Origin of the sequence: Corynebacterium sp. HMSC036E10 (assembly GCF_001836265.1) — a bacterium.
GTDB lineage: Bacteria > Actinomycetota > Actinomycetes > Mycobacteriales > Mycobacteriaceae > Corynebacterium > Corynebacterium coyleae.
In genome coordinates, this window is sequence record NZ_KV827967.1 from 39,851 (window position 1) to 57,117 (window position 17,267).

Genomic DNA, 17,267 nt, shown 5'->3' on the forward strand with positions numbered 1-17,267 from the left:
ATGAGCCGGAGAAAATGGGCAGTCTTATCGTTGCTGCAAGCTGCAGCGTTACGCAAATTTGTAAAGAATATAAATCATCCCTACAGTCAATAGTGATCTAAAATACATTTGTCCAGTCCGCTGGCAGAATCACACAAATATCTACTGAGGAGTCCCCATGAAGCGTCGCTTGACGGCAGCCGCTCTTGCCGCTGCAACCACTGTTTCTCTTGCCATGGTCCCTGCAGAGGCCGCAACCAAGCCAAACAATGAGGCAGAAGAGGTGCGTCAGGCCGTTGAAGCTGTCAAGTTGCTCGGCATCATTGCGGATAAGGGAACAGGCGCTGCTCCAAACACCGAACCTGTCGGCAATATGATGGCTGGGTCCATTAAGGCTGGTTCTTCGGGTGAAGAGGCTTACCGCGCAACTCAAGCTGGTTGGGCTCTCACCTGGATCGCTATTTCTGTTGCAGGTCTCGGTCTGATCGGCTACGGCGCTAAGGCTGCTGGCATTCTGCCGCCGCAGGTCGCCGCTGCTCTCCCGTTCTAAGCAAGAGCTGAAGCGCCACTCTCCCGTCGGAGTGGCGTTTTTTCATGCCCGCAACTCCGCATTGCGGACAAGTGGGGACGCACCAACTAATTCACCACGCGGTACCAGAGGCGCTTGCCTTCCTTCTTCGGCGGGACGAGTTTCACGCGGACCGGCTGCGGCAGGGTGAAGTCGTAGCCGCCACTCTGGATCTGGCGGCGGATCTCGCGGGCTTTGAGCGTGTCGCCGACGTCGATCCGATGCGAGCGCTGGCGTAGGGGGCGCTTGAAAATCTGCCGACGAACCGCGCTGGGGAGGGCACCGGGACTGGCGGGGATGTCCTTGTACTTCACTACCCCATTGGGCGTGGTGGCCTCGATCGTCGCAACGGACATGTATCTGACGGTCGAGTCCACACCCGGGATGTGCGGGGTGATGTGGATGGTGCGGATGACGCCGTCGATAAGGTCGCGGCGAAATCCGATGGGTGCGCGGCCCGGGAAGATCATCCGGGCGATGAAAAACAGCACCAGGATCGGGAGGAAAATCTGGCCGTAGAACCCGATGATTTCAAGCGGGCCAGGCAGGAAGGGGCCTATGGTGTCGAAAAAGCTACCCATAGGCGAAGAATAAAGCTAGTGCGGGAACTTCGCTCGGGCTTCGCTCCAGAGGCCTTCGAATTCGTCGGCGGTGAGGTGTCGGGCGGTGATGCCTTCCATCGCGTCGTAGGTGCGCGGGTGTGGCACGGTGCCCATGGGTTGGTTGGCCTGCCCGATGACGCGACCGTCGACGTAGATGCCGGTGATGGTCTCGGCGGGGTCGAGTTCAATCATGCGGAGCATGGTGCAGCTTTGCGACGACACCTCCTCCAGCTCAGCGATATTCAGCAGCTCTCCGCCGAGTTCGGGGACGTTGTAATGGATGCGGACGTAATGTTTCACGTGAAACTCTTTCTGGAGACATATGCGGAACAGATCATCAACTGTGCCATGTGATAGATCATTAGCGGAATAATAAGCACGCCGAGTTGGGCACCGCCGAAGATGACGGTAGCCATCGGCAAGCCGGTCGCAAGAGATTTCTGCGTGCCACACATCTGCACGGCCACGACGTCCTCGCGCGGGAATCGCAGCGCCTGTGGCACGACGCGGGTCAGCCACAGCATGGCGAAGACCAGCACCACGGAGAACACAATCAGCAGCACGATCTCAAGCGCGGTCACGTTCGACCACACGCCGGAGACGACACCCTTGGAAAAGGCGGAATAGACGACCATCCAGATGGAGCCGCGGTCGACGATCTTGGTGGCCTTGGACTTGGCTAACTCCCCCAGCCGTTTGTGTGCCAGCTGGCCGAGCATGAACGGCAGGAGGAGTTGGAGGGCGATGTCGGTGAACACGGTGGTGTCGATATGCACGCCGTCGCCAGCGCCCATCAGCCACATCACGAGCAATGGCGTGACGACGACACCCACCAACGACGACACCGACGCCGCTACAACAGCACCGGACACGTTGCCGCGTGCGATGCCGGTCAGCGCCACGGAGGACTGGACGGTGGACGGCACGAGGGTCATGAAGAGTAAGCCCTGGTAGAGATCCTCGGAGATGAGCCCGGTGGTGGGCCGCGCGAGCAGGCCGATCAGGGGGTACGCCACGAAGGTAAACGCGAGGATGAGGGCATGGAGGCGCCAGTTGGTGAGGCCCCGGAGGGCTTCTTGCGTCGATAGGCGTGCGCCGTAGAGGAAAAAGAGCAGCGCGATCGCGAGTTTGACGGCCACCCCAAAGCCGTCCGCGAACGCGCCGCGCGCCGGCACGACGAAGGCGAGGATCGCAGCAACAACGATGCCGACGAGGAGAGGATCGAGCTTCTTCATGTGGCCGAGTCTACGGCCAGCAGGTTAGCTCGCCGGGTTTTGAGCTTCGACCTTGTCGCCGGCTTCGATGACCTCAACTTCGCGCAGGCCGGTCACGGCCGGGCCGGAGACGCGCTCGCCGGTGGCGATGTTGAAAACGGAACCGTGGGCGACACACTTGACGGTTTCGCCCTCCACCTTGGTGATCTTCTTCTGCTGGTGCGGGCACACCGCCGAGTATGCGACGAACTGGCCGGCGGACGGCTGGGCGATGATGAACTTGTCCAGAATCACCGCAGAGCCGACCGGCACGTCGGTCTTCGCAATTTCTTCGGGGGCCTCTTCCCCGCAGGCGGCCAGGAAGGCACCGGCGAAGGTGGTGGCGGTGCCGAGCAGGAACATGCGACGTGAACAGGTCATGATGCGATCGTAGCCTGCTTCATGGCGCTGACGTAGTCGGAAAGTTCCCGTTTCAGCCTGTCCATGTTTTCCACACGATTATCGACGACATACTTATCAATAATGTTCGTAATCGCCGACCCGGTAATCGCGCCGGCGGCCCCAGCGGCGATCGCGTCGCGCACGTGCTCGGGTCGGGAGATGCCGAAGCCGAGCAGTACCGGTGCGCCGCCGAAGGACTGCACATTATCGACGACCTCACGCAGCCCCTCCACTGTCGCCTCATTCTCCGCGCCGGTGACGCCGTCGCGAGAAATGGCGTAAATGTAGCCGCGGGAGTTAGCGGCCACGCCCTCGAGGACCTCGCGGGAGGCCTTGGCCGGGGCGATGAAGATCGGGTCGATGCCGGCGCGCTCGGCGGCGGCGGTGAAGGGGTCAGACTCGCGCACGGGGACGTCGGGAAGCAATACGCTATCGGCGCCGGCCTCCTTGAACTCGGTGTAGAAGCGGTCGAGGCCGCGAGTGTGGGCGACGTTGGCGTAGATCAGCATGCCGATCGGCAGGTCCGGGTAGCGCTCGCGGATGGTGCGCACCTGGTCGAGGGACTGCTGCACGGTCGCTCCCCCACGGAGAGCGCGGACATGAGCGCCCTGGATCGCGGGGCCGTCGGCGACTGGGTCGGAGAACGGCACGCCGAGCTCGAGTGCGTCGGCGCCTGCTTCGACGATGGCGGAGATGATCTCCACCGCGTCATCCGGGTTCGGGTCGGACAGCATGATGAAGGGGACGAACGCGCCCTCCCCCTTGGCAAAGAGTTGCTCGTAGCGCGACATTTACTTGTTCTCCTTCTGCTCGAGGGTTGCTCGCACGTGTGCGATGTCCTTGTCGCCGCGGCCAGACAGGGCGACGAGAATGTTCAGCGGCTCGGCGTCGGCCGGGTGCTCGGCGGCGCGCTTCAGGGCGTAGGCCAGGGCGTGCGAGGACTCGAGCGCGGGGATGATGCCTTCGTGGCGGGAAAGGGCCTGGAAGGCGTCGAGGGCTTCGTCGTCGGTGACGGGCACGTACTTCGCGCGGCCGGACTGGGCGAGGTAGGCGTGCTCCGGGCCGACGGCCGGGTAATCCAGGCCGGCGGAGATGGAGTAGGACTCTTCGACCTGGCCGTCGTCGTCACGCATGAGGTACGAGCGGGTGCCGTGCAGGATGCCGATGGTGCCCTGGGCGATGGCGGCGCCGTGCTTGCCTTGGCCGAAGCCTTCGCCGCCGGGTTCGGCGCCGACCAGTTCGACGGTGTCGTCGTCAATGAAGTCGGCGAACATGCCGATGGCGTTGGAGCCGCCGCCGACGCAGGCGACGACCACGTCCGGCAGGGCGCCGGTGCGCTCAAGGATCTGGGCGCGGGCCTCGGTGGAGATCACGCGGTGGAATTCTTTGACGATCTTCGGGAACGGGTGCGGGCCGACAGCCGTGCCGAGGAGGTAGTGGGATTCGTGGAAGGTGGCGGTCCAATCCCGAAGCGCCTCGTTCACCGCGTCCTTGAGGGTGCCCGCGCCGGATTCCACGCCGACGACTTTCGCGCCCATCAGGCGCATGCGGTAGACGTTCGGTGCCTGGCGCTGCATGTCGGTCTTGCCCATGTAGATCACGCAGTCCAGGCCAAGCAGCGCACAGGCAAGCGCGGTTGCAGTGCCGTGTTGGCCGGCGCCGGTCTCCGCGATGATGCGGGTTTTGCCCATCTTCTTCGCTAGCAGCGCCTGACCGATTACCTGGTTGGTTTTGTGGGCGCCGCCGTGTACGAGGTCCTCGCGTTTGAGGAAGATGCGCGCGTTGCCGTCGATCGGCAGGTTGCGGCATTCGGTCAGCGGGGTTGGGCGGCCGAGGTAGTCGCGCAGGAGGGAGCGGTATTCGGCCATGAAGGCCTCGTCGTTAAACGCGTCGACGAAGGCTTGCTCGAGTTGGTCGAGCGCTGGCAGGAGGGATTCGGGGACGAATTGTCCGCCGAATTCGCCGTAGTACGCAGGGAGGAGAGTCATGGGGTGTCCTTTAGTCGTGGTAGTTGCCAATGGTGTCAAAGCCGCGTCGCAGTGAGCCCGCGTCTTTGTGGTCGTTGGGGTCTTCGAAGCCGGAGTTCAGGTCCAGGCCGGCGCATCCGACGCGCAGCGCATCGGTGAGGTTGTCGGGGTTGAGGCCGCCCGCGAGAAACGCCTTCTCCTTCACGGCGTCCGGCACGCGCGTCCAGTCGAAGCGCTCCCCCGACCCGCCGTCGTGGGCGTCGAGCACTAGCTTGTCGACGACCCCAGCAACCGCCTCGGCCACCTTTTCGCCATCCGGCTGCGTCATGGAGACGGCACGCCAGACCTCGACGTCGACCTCCTTGCGCACGGATTCGATGAGCGCCAGTTCCGCCTCGACGGAGCCCTGGTACGGCGCGTGGATCTGGACGGCGGCGATGCCGGGCTGGACGAGCTCGCCGTAACCCGAGGTGCGCCGGGACACCGCGACGTAGTCAAGGCCGGGCTCGGCAGCGATGATGTCGGTGGCTGTTTCACGTGAAACATTGCGCGGGGAGGCGTCGTCGAAAATGAGCCCGCCGTAGACCGCGCCGCACGCCTTGGTAGCCTGGGCGGCGGAGGCGGTGCGCAGGCCGCAGACCTTGTTCGGGCCGTAGACGAGCTCGCGGCAGGCGCGGTCGATGTCCGGCTGGGAGGTTAGTTGGCTGCCAACCAGGAACGCATCGGAGTGACCGCCGAGGCGACGCACGGTTGCGGAGTCGCGGATGCCGGACTCGGAGACCACCACTGCCCCATCGGGAGCGAGCTCGGCGAGGCGTGCGGAGCGGTCGAGGTCGATGGAGAGATCGTGAAGATTGCGGTGGTTCACGCCGAAGATCTTCGCGCCGAGCTTGATGGCGCGGTGAGCCTCGTCCTCGTTGATGACCTCGGTCAGGATGTCCATATTGAGCGACGCGGCGATGGAGGCCAGGTGCGCGTACTCCTCGTCGGAAAGGACGGAGAGCATGAGCAGGATCGCGTCGGCGCCGAAGTAGCGCGCGGCGTAGATCTGGACCTCGTCGATGATGAAGTCCTTGCACAGCACCGGCAGATGCGTCGTGGCGGCGACGGTGGCCAGGTGGTCGTAGTCGCCGTTGAAGTAGTCCGGCTCGCACAACACGGAGATGCCCGCGGCGTAACGCGAGTACACGGAGGCGATCTCGCCGGGCTTGTAGTCGTCGCGAATTGGCCCGAGCGAGGGGGACGCGGACTTGCACTCCATGATGAACGCGGTGCCGGGGCGCGCGAGGGAGTCGTACAGAGAGCGCTCCGAATTGCGTAACGTGGCGAAATCTACGTGTGCAACGCGTGCGCGAATATCGTCAAGGTGACGTTTTCTGTTTTCGACGATATTGGTCAAAATCTTAGCCACTGTAATCGGCCTCCTCGTGGGTGGCGAGCCAATCGGCCACCGTGCCGTCTGCAAGCAACTGCTTCGCATGCTCGGTGCTGGCGGCCAGAGAATCAGCGATGCCGTAGAGGTAGAACATCGCACCCGCGGACACGGCAACGGCATCACGGTGGGCAGCCGGGCCCTCCCCCGCGAAGGTGGCCCGCATGAAGGCTGCGTTCTCGGCACCGTTGCCGCCACGCAGGTCCTCTAGACTGTGGCGCTCCACGCCGAGCTCCTCGGGCGTGACGGTGTAGTGGGTGATCTCGCCGTCCTTGAGCTCCCAGACCTCGGTCTCGCCGTGGACCGCGATCTCGTCGGTACCCGCGCCATGGACGACGAGCGCACGGTTCCGGCCCAGCTCACGCATCGTTTCCGCAATCACCTGGCCCAACTTCGGGTTAGCGATGCCCATGATCTGGAACTCCGGGCGTGCCGGGCTGAGCAGCGGGCCCATCGTGTTAAACAGCGTGGACACGCCAAGTGCCTTGCGGACCTGCTGCACGAACGCGATCGCCGGGTTGTACGCCGGGGCGAACAGGAACGTGAAGTTGGAGGACTCGAACTGGCGCACAGCACGGTCCGGGTCGAGGTCTAGCGGGATATTCAGCGCCTCGAGCACGTCCGCCGAACCGGACTTGGAGGACACGGAGCGGTTGCCGCACTTGATCATCTTCACGCCCCCGGCAGCTGCGGTAAGCGAAGCGGCTGTGGTGATGTTGATGGTGTTCGCGCCGTCGCCACCCGTACCGGCGGTGTCCATGATCCCCTCCCCCGTCACCGGGAACGGGCGCCCGGCGGCGAGGAACGCGCGGGCCGCACCGGCGATGTCGGCAAAAGTTTCGCCGCGCGTGCGGATCATGGCCAACAGTGCGGCGATGTGTACGTCGTCGTAGTCGCCGACGGTCAGCGGGGTAAATGCCTCGATGGCCTCCTCGAGGGTGGGCTCGGGGTTGTCCATGAAGCGGCGGAAGATCTCGAGTTGGCTAGTCATTGTCGTGGCCTTTCTGTAGCAATTTCGTCACACAGTGGTCCAGGATCTGTGGGCCAGAGGGGGTGAGGATGGATTCGGGGTGGAACTGCAGTCCGATGGACATGCCGTCGTCGGTTTCGGCGACCATGATCACGTCGCCGATGTCCGTGCCGGTCCACGCCAGTGGCGTAATGCCGGGTGGCGCGGTGGTGGCGCCGAGGGAGTGGTAGCGGGCGACGGGGACGTGGCGGCCGTCTGTAAGCACCATGCTTTGCGACGACCCATGCACCGGCCCGCACGGCTCAACCCGCCCACCAAAGTGCTCCATCAGAGCCTGAAAGCCCAGGCAGATACCCAGAATCGGGATGCGGCCCTGGGCGCGCTCGATGACCTCCATCATGCAGCCGGCATCCGCGGGGTAGCCCGGGCCGGGCGAAAGGACGATGAGGTCCGGGTTGGCGTTCAGCACCGTGTCGGCGGTAACGGTGTTGCGGTAGACCACGGTGTCGTAGTCCGCGAATGCGTCCACCAGGTTGTACACAAAGGAGTCTTGGTTATCCAGCAGGACGATCATTTCTTCACCTCCAGGTTGCGGCCACCGGCGAGTGCGTGCAGGACTGCGTAGGCCTTGTGCAGAGTTTCGTCAGCCTCGGACTGGGGCACGGAGTCGCGCACAACGCCCGCGCCGGCCTGCACGATGGCCTTGCCGTTGGCCACGAATGCGGAGCGGATGACGATGCAGGTGTCGAATTCGCCGTCGCCACGCAAGTAGCCCACCGCCCCGCCGTAGGAGCCGCGGCGCTTGCCTTCCACGGAGCGCAGCAGTTCGGTCGCGCGCAGCTTCGGTGCGCCGGTGAGCGTGCCCATGTTCATGCACGCGCGGTAGGCGTCAAGTGCGTCGAGGTCCGCGGCCAGGGTCGCGGTGACCCGGCTAACCAGGTGCATCACGCGCGAGTAGCGGTCCACCTGCAGTAGGTCTTGCACCTTGCGGGTACGCGGCTCGGCCACGCGCGCCATGTCGTTGCGGGCCAGGTCCACCAGCATGGTGTGCTCCGCGACCTCTTTGGCGTCGGTGCGCAACTGCAGTTCCATGCGCGTGTCCAGTTCGTGGTTGACCGTGCCGTCCGGGTTCAGCCCGCGCGGGCGCGTGCCGGCAATGGGATACAGCTGCACCTGGCGGGTGGTCGGCGAGAACTTCAGGTTCGACTCCGGCGATGCGCCGAACAGTTCGTACCCCTCGCCGCGGATGTAGAACATGTACGGCGAGGGGTTCGCGGCACGCAGGCGGCGGTACGCACCGAAGGCGTTGTCGCACTCGGCAGTGAAGCTGCGGGCCGGTACGACTTGGTAGATGTCGCCGTTGTAAATGTTGCCCTGCAGCTGCTCCACTACCCCACGGAACTCCTCGTCCGGCATATCCGCCTCGGCGACGAGGGTGCCGGTGAGGGTGGTTGGGTCGGTGGGTGCGGGGGCGTCGTCGATACGCGCTGCGATCTCGGCGAGATCAATGCCGTCACCTGCAGCATCAACCCCGGCGAGGTACGCCGTGCCGGTCTCGTGGTTGACGCGCAGCACGACCTCCGCGAGGACAAACTCGTAATCCGGGTAGGTGTTGTCGCCGTCCGCGACCTCGGGCAGGCGCTCGAACGTCTCCAGGTAATCAAACGCGAAACCGCCCGCGAGCAGCGGAAAGTCCTCATTGCCCTCGGTGGCGGTCAGTTTGCGCAGCACATCCATCGTGGACGCCGCGGTCAGGCGCTCGCGCTCGTCCTCCACATCAACGCGCGGAAACTCGTGCTCGAGCCCGATCTCGTTCGCAATAATCTCGCCCGACGGCGTCAGCGGTGTGAGCGTCACGCGGTTGCCGGAGCAAGTAATGCGTATCGACGACCGCAGCACCGCCAACGACTGCAACCCCGAACGTGTCGTGATGTCAGCGGACTCGAGCAACACCGTGTCGGTTGCGTCGAGGCCGCCGATGTGGGCGAAGAGGCTTGCCACATCCTCGTGGTAGCGCACCTCTTGACGGGTGAATTTCATGTGATCCTCGGTTCTGTTCTTGCTTGCACCGAGGGATAAAAAAGGGCCCGCGGCGCTTGGGGGACAAGCTGGCGGGCCGTGACTTCGCTAGGTGGCGCGCCAGTTAGGCGAGCCACCACCATGTTTGAGAAGTCATGTACGTCACAAAAAGGAAGTGTAGCCGAGGATCCGGCTTCGCGGGCTCATTTTATTCGTTGTTGTCGGCGTGGTCGGCGGCTCGTCGCAAAGCATCAAGGTTCACCGCGGGCTTCTCCTCTTCTTGCGCAGGCGCCTGCTCACGCGCGTGCTCCACCAACGTCGCGGCGCGCGCACCGAAGTTGCCGCCCACGGACGCCGAAATCACCGCCGCTACCGCCGCGATCGCCGGCATGACCCACATCCAGCCGGAAGCGATGAACGAAAACGCCGCGCCGAACGCGAGCGCCAACGCGGCCAGCACCCAGAACGGACCCGCTACCTTATGCGCCTGGTTCCAAATGCCTTCGTCCTTGCGCACAGCCGGCACGTGGAGGCCGATCCACTTGTTGCCGGGCAGCTTGCCCGCAGAGGCGAGCGCGCCGGGGATGAACAGCGCAAGCGTTAGCAACGAGAAGATAATGCCGAGGACAACGTTAAGGGAGCTCATGTTCGCGAACGGACTCATAGCCACTAAGCATACGACCGCACACTCACCTGCAAAAAAATATGATCAAAATGCAGTAGATTGCATAAATACGGGCTACGCTAGGCCCATGCAAAAGAAAATCCTCCACTCATTGCTGTTCTGGGTGGTTGTAGCGATTGCCTTGGGCTTCGCCTGCAGCTTCTTCTTCCCGGACTGGCTTGCCCGCGTCTTTGTCACGTTCAACGGGCTGTTCTCTAACTTCCTCGGCTTCTTCGTGCCGGTCCTCATCTTTGCACTCATCGCCCCCGCCATCGCTGGCCTGGGCAAGGGTGCCAGCAAGTGGCTCGGCATCACTGCTGGTGTCGCATACGGCTCCACCGTGCTCTCTGGCCTGCTTGCGTGGGCGACCGGTGGCGTCCTCTATCCCAAGCTCCTTGAGGGCCGCGATCTGATCACCAACGTCGCCGACCCCGACGAGGGTGGCCTGGCCCCCTACTTCACTGTCGACATGCCCGCGCCGGTGGAGATCATGTCTGCGCTGCTCCTCGCCTTCATGGTCGGTTTGGCTATGACGGCGGTGAAGTCCGACAACCTCTATAACGTGCTCGACGAGCTGAACCACGTCGTACTCAAGGTCGTGGTCACCTTCGTGATCCCGCTGCTGCCGCTGTACATCTTCGGCACATTCCTGGGTCTGGGCATGAACGAAAACTTCGGCGACACCATGGCCGCCATGGGTGTGGTCCTGCTGCTGTCCGTGGTCATGACCATTGTGATCGTCCTGCTGCAGTACCTCGTCGCAGGCACCGTCGCTGGCGTGAACCCGTTCAAGGCGCTGAAGAACATGCTGCCGGCATACTTCACAGCACTGGGCACCTCGTCCTCCGCCGCGACCATCCCGGTCACCTACAAGTCCACCCTGAAGAACAAGGTTGACGAGGACGTCGCCGGCTTCGTGGTCCCGCTCTGCGCGACGATTCACCTGTCCGGCTCGATGATGAAGATCACCCTCTACGCGCTCTCCATCGTGTTTATGGCCAACCTGGATATTTCCGCCGGCCAGGTCATCGGATTCATCCTCCTGCTGGGCATCATGATGATCGCCGCGCCGGGCGTGCCGGGTGGCGCCATCATGGCCGCTGTCGGTCTGCTGCAGTCCAACCTCGGTTTCGACGAGTCCATGGTCTCCCTCATGATCGCGTCCTACATCGTCGTTGACTCCTTCGGCACCGCCGCCAACGTCACCGGCGACGGCGCGATCGCCCTGATTGTGAACAAGTTCGCTGCGGGCAAGATCAAGAACGATTCGCTTGACGACGACACCGTCACCACCCCGGCGGACACCCAAGCAGGCGCTGCCCGCTAGTCCCCTTCTGTTGAGACGACCGCCCTTCGGGGCGGTTTTCTTTTGCCTTGTTGCTCTTCGAGGTGTTTCACGTGAAACATCAGGTGCTCACTGTATCGAGATGGCTCCTCACTGTATGAAGTGACGCCCTCACTGTAAAAAGAGGGGTGAAAATGGGTCCTCACTGTATTGAGTGATGCCCTCACTGTAAAAAGTGAGTACAGTGAGAGCATGAGTGAGCGGATGGATGACATCATGGCCAGGCTGCGGCGCCAGCGGAATGATGATCACTGGATTGAGGCGAAATCCGGTACGGGGAAGTTGGATACAGCCTTTTGGAAGGCTGTGAGCGCCTTTGCAAATACGAAGGGTGGCCTGATCGTCCTTGGCATTGAGGAAGATCATTCGACCGGTACGTTCCAGCCAGCCACTGATTTTGACTCTCGTGCGATGAATGATCGACTCATCAGTGCTTTGAGGGTCGACCAACAGAAGCCTCCGGTGACGCCGATACCCGAGACTGTCGTCGAACTCGATGAATACCAGGGTTCGCCGGTGATCTTGGTTGAGGTGCGGCCGATGCGTACCGATGAGCGCCTCGGAAAGCAGATGCCGTGTTACGTGACCTCGCAAGGACTCCGGGATGGCGCGTACAAGCGAGTACTGGATGGCGATCAGAGGCTTTCCAGCTACGAGATCTTCCAGCTCATGAATCTCTACACGCCAGATTCCTCGGAGTTGCTGCCTGTTCCTGGGGCGAGCCTCGATGACCTGGACGGCCAGACGTGGAACGGTTTGATCCAATCTTTGGAGAAGAGGGGTTCTCGGATCCGAGTGGGAACAAGAACCGATGCAGAGGTTCTGGAGCGACTGCATGTGCTTGATGCAGAGGGCGTACCAACCCTTGCGGGCGCGTTGGCATTGGGCAGCTATCCGCAGCAGTTCTTCCCGCAGCTCTTCATCGATGTCGCAGTGCACCCGACGACGGAGAAGTCGACGTCTGAGACACGCTTCCTTGATCGGGCTCACTGCGACGGTCCGCTTCCACTGGCGGTCGAGGATGCGATTAAAGCTGTCGTGCGCAATCTCCGGGTTCGTACTGTGGAAGTTGGGTCGAATATGGTCGACGAACCTGAGATTCCAGAGATTGCTCTGCGTGAAGCGATTGTGAATGCCGCGATGCACCGTGACTACAGTCCGCAGGTTCAGGGGCGGCAAGTGCAGGTTGATGTGTACCCGGACCGGGTCGAGGTAAACAGTCCCGGCGGACTGTGGGGAGATCGCACCGAAGACAATATCGACGAGAACAGGTCGGTAAGCAGGAACCCTTCGCTCGCGAACTTGCTGAGCAACCTTCCAACGCCTTCAGGCTCGATGCGCGTGGCTGAAAACCAGGGAAGCGGCATTCAACGAATGAAGCAAGGGATGGAAGGCTATGGCCTGCCCCAGCCGGTGTTCGATGCCCGGATTGGTGAGTTCACCGTCATCCTCTACAGGTTCGGGATCCTCGATCCTGAAATGTCGGCATGGTTGGAGTCGGTTGCTCCTAATAGCTCTCGAGAGGAACAGATCGCGCTGGCGATTGCCAAGGGTTTGGGTGCTGTGTCCGTGAAGGAGCTCCGTAAGCACATTGGGCTTGATAGTGACGATGCACGGAGTCTGTTGAGTGATCTCGTCACACGCGGGCTGCTCGGTCCGGGCCACACGCGGGATTCGTTTGTTCTTTCAAGCAGCGGCATCGAACTCGATGAAACGGACAACAAACTCATCGCCTACCTGGCCCAAGTTGGAGAGGCAGCAGCACGCGATATCGCGGACCACCTAGACGTGAGTGTCAATACCCTGCGCCCAAGACTCCGCAGCATGGTGGATGTGGGTGAAATTGTGCCCACTGCCCCACCGACAAGCCGCAAGCGAAAGTATCGCCTCCCCAACTAGGCGCACCGTTTCACGTGAAACATCTGCCCGCTCCCCCAATGGCGTAGTGTCATTCGCATGTCCTTCGAGATCGTCACCACTCATTTCGTGGCGCACGAGCCGGACCTCGACGGCGCGTACGAGCTCTACCTGAACCGCATCCGGGCCAGCGGCGTCGAGATTGCGGCGGTGTCGCCGCACCCCCACCCCATCGAGGACGAGTATGTGCTTTGGGATCTCCGCTGCCAGGCCGCGTACGACAACCTCGCCGCGCCGGAGGACCTCCAGCTCTACGAGCTCAACGCGCTCGTGGACTTCTCCACCACGAACCGCGACGAGGCGCTTGACTACTTCTTTTTCGAGGATATGGGCGGGCCCACACGCTTCGCGGCGGCACTCGGCGGACTCTCGGACCTCACGCTTCGCGACGAGCCCACCGGCCCCCTCTCCCTTACCACCATCGTTTATCTCGGCGCCTCGCAGCACATGGCGGTGGCGCAACAGCTTTTCGACGACACCCTCGCCGCCCTCAACGCCGTCGCCTACCAACCCTTCGTCGCCCCACTCGAGGGCACCGAGCATGCTGATCTTGTCGGCCCGCTCTGGCTTCGCGACGCCACCCTGAACATCATCGGTAAAGGCGACGGCATCTTCTCCCCCGGCAAGGACGCCTGGGCGGGTTGGGTGCTGACTTCAGACAGCAACAACACCGCCGAGCTTCAACTGCGTGAGCGCATCGAGCCTGACGCAGTGGTGATTAGCCGGGCGGTGTCTGAACCGTTCTAGCGGGCTGTACCCGCTGGCGGTGTTGGCTTAGTTGGTCGGTGCGGTGGCTGCGCTGCCAGCTGCATCGTCGGCAGCGCCACCTGCTGCACCGTCAGCTGGGATGGAGTTGGTCACTACCTCGTCGGAAATGACCGCGTCGCTCGGCGCCAGCGGGTCCTTGGAGACAACAGCCGTATCGGAGACGACCGCATCGCCGGTGGCGTCCGTGCCACCCGTGCTGCCCGTGTCACCTGCGGTGGCGCCACCGGTGGTGACGGCGTCGCTGACGTCGGAGACCACACCGTCGGTTGGGGTGGTCACGGAGTCAGTGGTGTCCTCGGAGTCGTTGCAGGCGGCCAGTCCGGTTGCGCCGAGAACAAGAGCGGTAGCGGCGGCTGCAATACGAGTGTTGGTCATGATTACTCCTTCGCTAATTGATTCGCACGAGTTGATTCGCTCGGGCGTCGTGCCCGTCGCCATTCACTTGTACGGGCCGAATCTGTGTTGCGAGTTGGAGAAATCACACAGGTTTCGTGTTCTTCACTGACGTTTGCGTCCCCACTCCGTCACGCGACGGTGAAAACGGCTGTTCTCGGGAACTTTCTTCCCCCACCGCACCCAAATAATTCACTTTCCCCAGGAGACCACGACGGCACACCGAAGAAAGTTCCACATGGCAACACAAAACCCGGCCCCTTCAACAAGGACCGGGTTGAATTTGTAGCGCCTAAGCGCGCCGACCTAGAACGGCAGTGCCGGGAGCTGAACGCCCGGGATGGCGCCGGAGAAGGCCGCGGCTGCGCCGAGCAGTGCGACGAGTGCGACCGGGACGCCGATCAGGAGACCGAGCATGCCGGACTTGTACTCTTCCTGATCTACGGTCTTTTTGATGCAGACGCCGGACGGGGTAGAGCTGTTGTACTCCTTTAAATATTCGGTCTTGTTTTCCTCGATGGCCTGCTTGATCTCGGCCCGCTCTTGGTCGGTCTTGGCCTCCTTCAAGGAGAGGTCGTAATTAAGGAAAACTTCGTCCATTTGGACTTTGCATTCCCTGTAGTAGAACGAAGAGCCCAGGTCCTCCTCAGCGGCGAATGCCGGGCCAGCAACGAGGGACAGGGGCAGGGTTGCCGCGACGGCGGCGGTGGTGATGCGCTTCATGGTTTTCTCCTTGAGGTGAGGTGTGTACCTGCTATTAAACGTGTGTCGAAGAAGGTTCGCAGCACGAACAACAGAAAAACCTCACCACAACAAAAGACCCGGTCCCCCACCAGGGGAGCCGGGTCAAAGTACCGCGTCTAAGTGTGACTTAGAACGGGAGAGCCGGGAGCTGCAGGCCCGGGATAGCGCCGGAGAAGGCAGCAGCTGCGCCGAGCAGTGCGACGAGGGCGACCGGGACGCCGATCAGGAGGCCGAGGATGTCGGCCTTGTAGTTGTCGTCCTTGATGAGCTCCTGGATGCAGTCGCCGGTGGACTTGGTTTCCTTAGCCTTGGTGTCCTCAGCCTTAGCGTTGCTGTCCTTGACCTCGACGGGCTTCTCGTCCTTCTTGCACTGCTTGAAGCGCTCGGAGGAGCCGACCTTGGTCTCGCCGGCCTTGTCGCCGTCCTGCTGGGTGATGGAGGAACCGTCCTTGCCCGGGTTCTGAGCCGGAGCGTCGGCAGCGAAAGCCGGGCCGGCAACGAGGGACAGGGACAGGGTTGCAGCGGCTGCTGCGGTAGCGATGCGCTTCATGGGGTTCTCCTCAATGTGATCGGTTAAACATGCCAGGGCTCTGACACGTGTAAACCTAACATCGCTCGCCAAGCGATGTGCGTTACTTCGTCGCTAAAATTTTTTTCCATGGCGAATTTGAGTGAGACTGCAGCAGTTCTTGGCGTCACGGCGTTGGTGGGGTTTGGCGGTGCCGCCGTCGGCTACAACATGGTGGATGTGCCGGAGATTTCGCAGGTCACGATGCAAACGCATGGCGCGCCGAATGCGATTATCGACGACCCTCAGCAGGTCCTCTCCCCCGACGATCGCGCGCGTCTCGAGCGTGACACTGCACGCATTGATGCGCCTGAGGTGGTCACGGATTTCCACTACATGGTGTTCAAAACGAACCACAAGAACGTCCTCGACGACGTTGAGGCGCTCCTGCGCACCCAGTACCCGGACCTTGTCGATCAGTCGAAGGGCGAGAACGGCCACCTTGCGGACGGCGCGCTCATCGTCGGCGTTGGCCTCGACCCACGCCAGGCGTTTGTGTACGGCGGCGAGGATGTGACTCGCGAGCTCATGCTTGACGACGACTCCCACCTCACCGATCTCCAAGACGCCATGAAACCCGGCGTGAAGGACGGCAATATCCCGGCCGGGCTATTCCGCACGGCGAACCAGGCCATGAACGCCGAGGCACTCGCCCAGAAGCAGGTGGACGATGCGACTGATGATCAGATCGGCGCGACCATTGGCCTTGGTGTCGGTGGTGCCGGTGTGGCGGGCGCTGGTGGGGCTGGGTTGTTGGCGGTGCGGGGGCGTCGTCGAAAAGCAGTCGCCCAGGCGCGCAAGGACTACGACACCGTGACCAGCGAATACACCCGCCTCGCGGGACGGCTGGACGAGGTGGACGTGCGGGCGAACTCGCTGACGTCCGCGTTTGCCGACGAAACCCTGCGCCGCCAGTGGGCGGAAGTCCGCGACCGCTTCCTGAGCATGAACGAGTTGGTCCACGGCGCGGCGGGGCTGAACGCGATCAACATGAACGACGACAAGGACGTGTACGAGCACCGCAGGCAGTTGGCGGACGCGGCCGAATCCGTCAAGCACGTGTCTAAGGCGGAGGAAAACATCGACAGGCTTTTCGCCGTCGAGCATGGCGACGCCGCGGCGCGCCGGGCTGACTTGACCAAGATCCGCGAGGACGTGCTGCGGGCGCGCAGTGAGGTGAAGGGCAAGGAGCTAAAGCGGGAACTCGACCTGCTGATGGGGCGGATCGAGGCGCTGGACGCAAACCCGAACTCCCCCACCTTCCTCGACGACTTCGTGCGCGTGCTCGGCGATTACCGCGTGATCCTGGACCAGGTGAAGAAGAAGCAGTTCAGCGACGTGAAGGAGAAGCAAAAGCTGCGGGCACCGGCGGTGTACGAGACTGGGTTCTGGTACGGCGGGTACGTCCCATACGTGCAGATGCACTCGTGGCACGCGGCGAACGTGCAGGCGGCAAAGGCGGCGTCGTCCTCCTCGAGTGGCTTTAGTGGCGGCGTGTCCTCGTCAGGCTTTTCCGCTGGTGGTGGCAGTTCGTCATTCTAAGAAATTCTTCGGTGACAATCGTCACAAAACACAGTTAGGGCTTTTCCTTTATTAAGTCCGTGTTTATACTTGGGTGCGGAGAAATTCGAAGCGCAAACCCGCGGGTTAAGCGACAAAATGTGTGTCTGCTATCG

Annotated in this window: 19 protein-coding genes; 5 read left to right on the plus strand and 14 right to left on the minus strand. The window is 62.5% G+C overall.

Going from position 1 to position 17,267, the window contains the following annotated elements; translation table 11 throughout:
• Positions 1-157 precede the first annotated feature (157 nt).
• Positions 158-529 (plus strand): hypothetical protein, encoded by a 372-nt coding sequence (locus HMPREF2736_RS03400; protein ID WP_070568273.1) that lies wholly within the window; start codon positions 158-160, stop codon positions 527-529.
• A gap of 86 nt (positions 530-615) precedes the next feature.
• On the opposite strand, the gene HMPREF2736_RS03405 is transcribed toward HMPREF2736_RS03400, so the two are convergent.
• The 11 genes from HMPREF2736_RS03405 to HMPREF2736_RS03455 form a co-directional block, all read right to left on the minus strand.
• On the minus strand, positions 616-1,128 hold the full coding sequence (locus tag HMPREF2736_RS03405; protein ID WP_070828888.1) for a hypothetical protein: 513 nt from the start codon (positions 1,126-1,128) through the stop codon (positions 616-618).
• Positions 1,129-1,143: 15 nt separating this feature from the next.
• Positions 1,144-1,449, minus strand: a complete 306-nt coding sequence (locus tag HMPREF2736_RS03410; protein ID WP_070421893.1) for a hypothetical protein — start codon at positions 1,447-1,449, stop codon at positions 1,144-1,146.
• On the minus strand, positions 1,446-2,384 hold the full coding sequence (locus HMPREF2736_RS03415) for a bile acid:sodium symporter family protein (RefSeq protein ID WP_070828889.1): 939 nt from the start codon (positions 2,382-2,384) through the stop codon (positions 1,446-1,448). The genes HMPREF2736_RS03410 and HMPREF2736_RS03415 overlap by 4 nt, the downstream gene beginning before the upstream one ends.
• A 24-nt stretch (positions 2,385-2,408) precedes the next feature.
• Entirely contained in the window at positions 2,409-2,783 is a 375-nt protein-coding gene (locus tag HMPREF2736_RS03420) for a Rieske (2Fe-2S) protein (RefSeq protein WP_070839151.1), read from the minus strand.
• On the minus strand, positions 2,780-3,595 hold the full coding sequence (gene trpA / locus HMPREF2736_RS03425) for a tryptophan synthase subunit alpha (RefSeq protein ID WP_070828891.1): 816 nt from the start codon (positions 3,593-3,595) through the stop codon (positions 2,780-2,782). Before trpA ends, HMPREF2736_RS03420 begins: the two co-directional genes overlap by 4 nt.
• Positions 3,596-4,792, minus strand: coding sequence for a tryptophan synthase subunit beta (gene trpB, locus HMPREF2736_RS03430; RefSeq protein ID WP_070828892.1), 1,197 nt, complete (start codon positions 4,790-4,792; stop codon positions 3,596-3,598).
• Positions 4,793-4,802: 10 nt separating this feature from the next.
• On the minus strand, positions 4,803-6,182 hold the full coding sequence (trpCF, locus tag HMPREF2736_RS03435; RefSeq protein WP_070828893.1) for a bifunctional indole-3-glycerol-phosphate synthase TrpC/phosphoribosylanthranilate isomerase TrpF: 1,380 nt from the start codon (positions 6,180-6,182) through the stop codon (positions 4,803-4,805).
• Positions 6,175-7,194, minus strand: coding sequence for an anthranilate phosphoribosyltransferase (gene trpD, locus HMPREF2736_RS03440; RefSeq protein ID WP_070828894.1), 1,020 nt, complete (start codon positions 7,192-7,194; stop codon positions 6,175-6,177). Before trpD ends, trpCF begins: the two co-directional genes overlap by 8 nt.
• Positions 7,187-7,747, minus strand: coding sequence for a glutamine amidotransferase-related protein (locus HMPREF2736_RS03445; RefSeq protein WP_070828895.1), 561 nt, complete (start codon positions 7,745-7,747; stop codon positions 7,187-7,189). Before HMPREF2736_RS03445 ends, trpD begins: the two co-directional genes overlap by 8 nt.
• Positions 7,744-9,213: an anthranilate synthase component 1 gene (locus HMPREF2736_RS03450; RefSeq protein ID WP_070828896.1), complete on the minus strand. Its 1,470-nt coding sequence runs from the start codon at positions 9,211-9,213 to the stop codon at positions 7,744-7,746. The genes HMPREF2736_RS03445 and HMPREF2736_RS03450 overlap by 4 nt, the downstream gene beginning before the upstream one ends.
• 187 nt (positions 9,214-9,400) lie before the next feature.
• Positions 9,401-9,856 (minus strand): SdpI family protein, encoded by a 456-nt coding sequence (locus HMPREF2736_RS03455; RefSeq protein WP_224213302.1) that lies wholly within the window; start codon positions 9,854-9,856, stop codon positions 9,401-9,403.
• 88 nt (positions 9,857-9,944) lie between these two features.
• Between HMPREF2736_RS03455 and HMPREF2736_RS03460 the strand changes: the two genes are divergently transcribed.
• The 3 genes from HMPREF2736_RS03460 to HMPREF2736_RS03470 all read left to right on the plus strand — a co-directional run bounded on the left by HMPREF2736_RS03460 (position 9,945) and on the right by HMPREF2736_RS03470 (position 13,865).
• Positions 9,945-11,183, plus strand: coding sequence for a dicarboxylate/amino acid:cation symporter (locus HMPREF2736_RS03460; protein ID WP_070820058.1), 1,239 nt, complete (start codon positions 9,945-9,947; stop codon positions 11,181-11,183).
• A gap of 210 nt (positions 11,184-11,393) precedes the next feature.
• Positions 11,394-13,100 carry an ATP-binding protein gene (locus HMPREF2736_RS03465; RefSeq protein WP_070828901.1) on the plus strand — a complete coding sequence of 569 codons (1,707 nt, stop codon included), beginning with the start codon at positions 11,394-11,396 and terminating at the stop codon, positions 13,098-13,100.
• A gap of 57 nt (positions 13,101-13,157) precedes the next feature.
• Positions 13,158-13,865: a hypothetical protein gene (locus tag HMPREF2736_RS03470; protein WP_070421883.1), complete on the plus strand. Its 708-nt coding sequence runs from the start codon at positions 13,158-13,160 to the stop codon at positions 13,863-13,865.
• A gap of 27 nt (positions 13,866-13,892) precedes the next feature.
• Here HMPREF2736_RS03470 and HMPREF2736_RS03475 read toward each other — a convergent pair whose 3' ends face one another.
• From HMPREF2736_RS03475 to HMPREF2736_RS03485, 3 genes are all read right to left on the minus strand, one after another.
• On the minus strand, positions 13,893-14,261 hold the full coding sequence (locus tag HMPREF2736_RS03475; protein WP_070483285.1) for a hypothetical protein: 369 nt from the start codon (positions 14,259-14,261) through the stop codon (positions 13,893-13,895).
• A 324-nt stretch (positions 14,262-14,585) separates the two neighbouring features.
• On the minus strand, positions 14,586-15,002 hold the full coding sequence (locus HMPREF2736_RS03480) for a hypothetical protein (RefSeq protein ID WP_070828897.1): 417 nt from the start codon (positions 15,000-15,002) through the stop codon (positions 14,586-14,588).
• Positions 15,003-15,150: 148 nt separating this feature from the next.
• Entirely contained in the window at positions 15,151-15,573 is a 423-nt protein-coding gene (locus tag HMPREF2736_RS03485) for a hypothetical protein (protein ID WP_070483278.1), read from the minus strand.
• Between the two features lie 108 nt (positions 15,574-15,681).
• On the opposite strand from HMPREF2736_RS03485, the gene HMPREF2736_RS03490 reads away from it, so the two are divergent.
• A complete protein-coding gene (locus HMPREF2736_RS03490) occupies positions 15,682-17,133 on the plus strand; it encodes a DUF5129 domain-containing protein (RefSeq protein WP_070828898.1) in 1,452 nt (483 codons plus the stop codon).
• The last annotated feature ends 134 nt before the right edge of the window (positions 17,134-17,267 follow it).

What these genes read in the sequence shown, in the direction of transcription:
- trpB (WP_070828892.1), bottom strand. Translation starts at nt 4,792, where the DNA reads ATGACTCTCCTCCCTGCGTACTACGGCGAATTCGGCGGACAATTCGTC.
- HMPREF2736_RS03480 (WP_070828897.1), bottom strand. Translation starts at nt 15,002, where the DNA reads ATGAAGCGCATCACCACCGCCGCCGTCGCGGCAACCCTGCCCCTGTCC.
- HMPREF2736_RS03465 (WP_070828901.1), top strand. Translation starts at nt 11,394, where the DNA reads ATGAGTGAGCGGATGGATGACATCATGGCCAGGCTGCGGCGCCAGCGG.
- HMPREF2736_RS03400 (WP_070568273.1), top strand. Translation starts at nt 158, where the DNA reads ATGAAGCGTCGCTTGACGGCAGCCGCTCTTGCCGCTGCAACCACTGTT.
- HMPREF2736_RS03485 (WP_070483278.1), bottom strand. Translation starts at nt 15,573, where the DNA reads ATGAAGCGCATCGCTACCGCAGCAGCCGCTGCAACCCTGTCCCTGTCC.
- HMPREF2736_RS03445 (WP_070828895.1), bottom strand. Translation starts at nt 7,747, where the DNA reads ATGATCGTCCTGCTGGATAACCAAGACTCCTTTGTGTACAACCTGGTG.
- HMPREF2736_RS03415 (WP_070828889.1), bottom strand. Translation starts at nt 2,384, where the DNA reads ATGAAGAAGCTCGATCCTCTCCTCGTCGGCATCGTTGTTGCTGCGATC.
- HMPREF2736_RS03475 (WP_070483285.1), bottom strand. Translation starts at nt 14,261, where the DNA reads ATGACCAACACTCGTATTGCAGCCGCCGCTACCGCTCTTGTTCTCGGC.
- trpA (WP_070828891.1), bottom strand. Translation starts at nt 3,595, where the DNA reads ATGTCGCGCTACGAGCAACTCTTTGCCAAGGGGGAGGGCGCGTTCGTC.
- HMPREF2736_RS03490 (WP_070828898.1), top strand. Translation starts at nt 15,682, where the DNA reads ATGGCGAATTTGAGTGAGACTGCAGCAGTTCTTGGCGTCACGGCGTTG.
- HMPREF2736_RS03450 (WP_070828896.1), bottom strand. Translation starts at nt 9,213, where the DNA reads ATGAAATTCACCCGTCAAGAGGTGCGCTACCACGAGGATGTGGCAAGC.
- HMPREF2736_RS03405 (WP_070828888.1), bottom strand. Translation starts at nt 1,128, where the DNA reads ATGGGTAGCTTTTTCGACACCATAGGCCCCTTCCTGCCTGGCCCGCTT.
- HMPREF2736_RS03470 (WP_070421883.1), top strand. Translation starts at nt 13,158, where the DNA reads ATGTCCTTCGAGATCGTCACCACTCATTTCGTGGCGCACGAGCCGGAC.
- trpD (WP_070828894.1), bottom strand. Translation starts at nt 7,194, where the DNA reads ATGACTAGCCAACTCGAGATCTTCCGCCGCTTCATGGACAACCCCGAG.
- HMPREF2736_RS03460 (WP_070820058.1), top strand. Translation starts at nt 9,945, where the DNA reads ATGCAAAAGAAAATCCTCCACTCATTGCTGTTCTGGGTGGTTGTAGCG.
- HMPREF2736_RS03455 (WP_224213302.1), bottom strand. Translation starts at nt 9,856, where the DNA reads ATGAGTCCGTTCGCGAACATGAGCTCCCTTAACGTTGTCCTCGGCATT.
- HMPREF2736_RS03420 (WP_070839151.1), bottom strand. Translation starts at nt 2,783, where the DNA reads ATGACCTGTTCACGTCGCATGTTCCTGCTCGGCACCGCCACCACCTTC.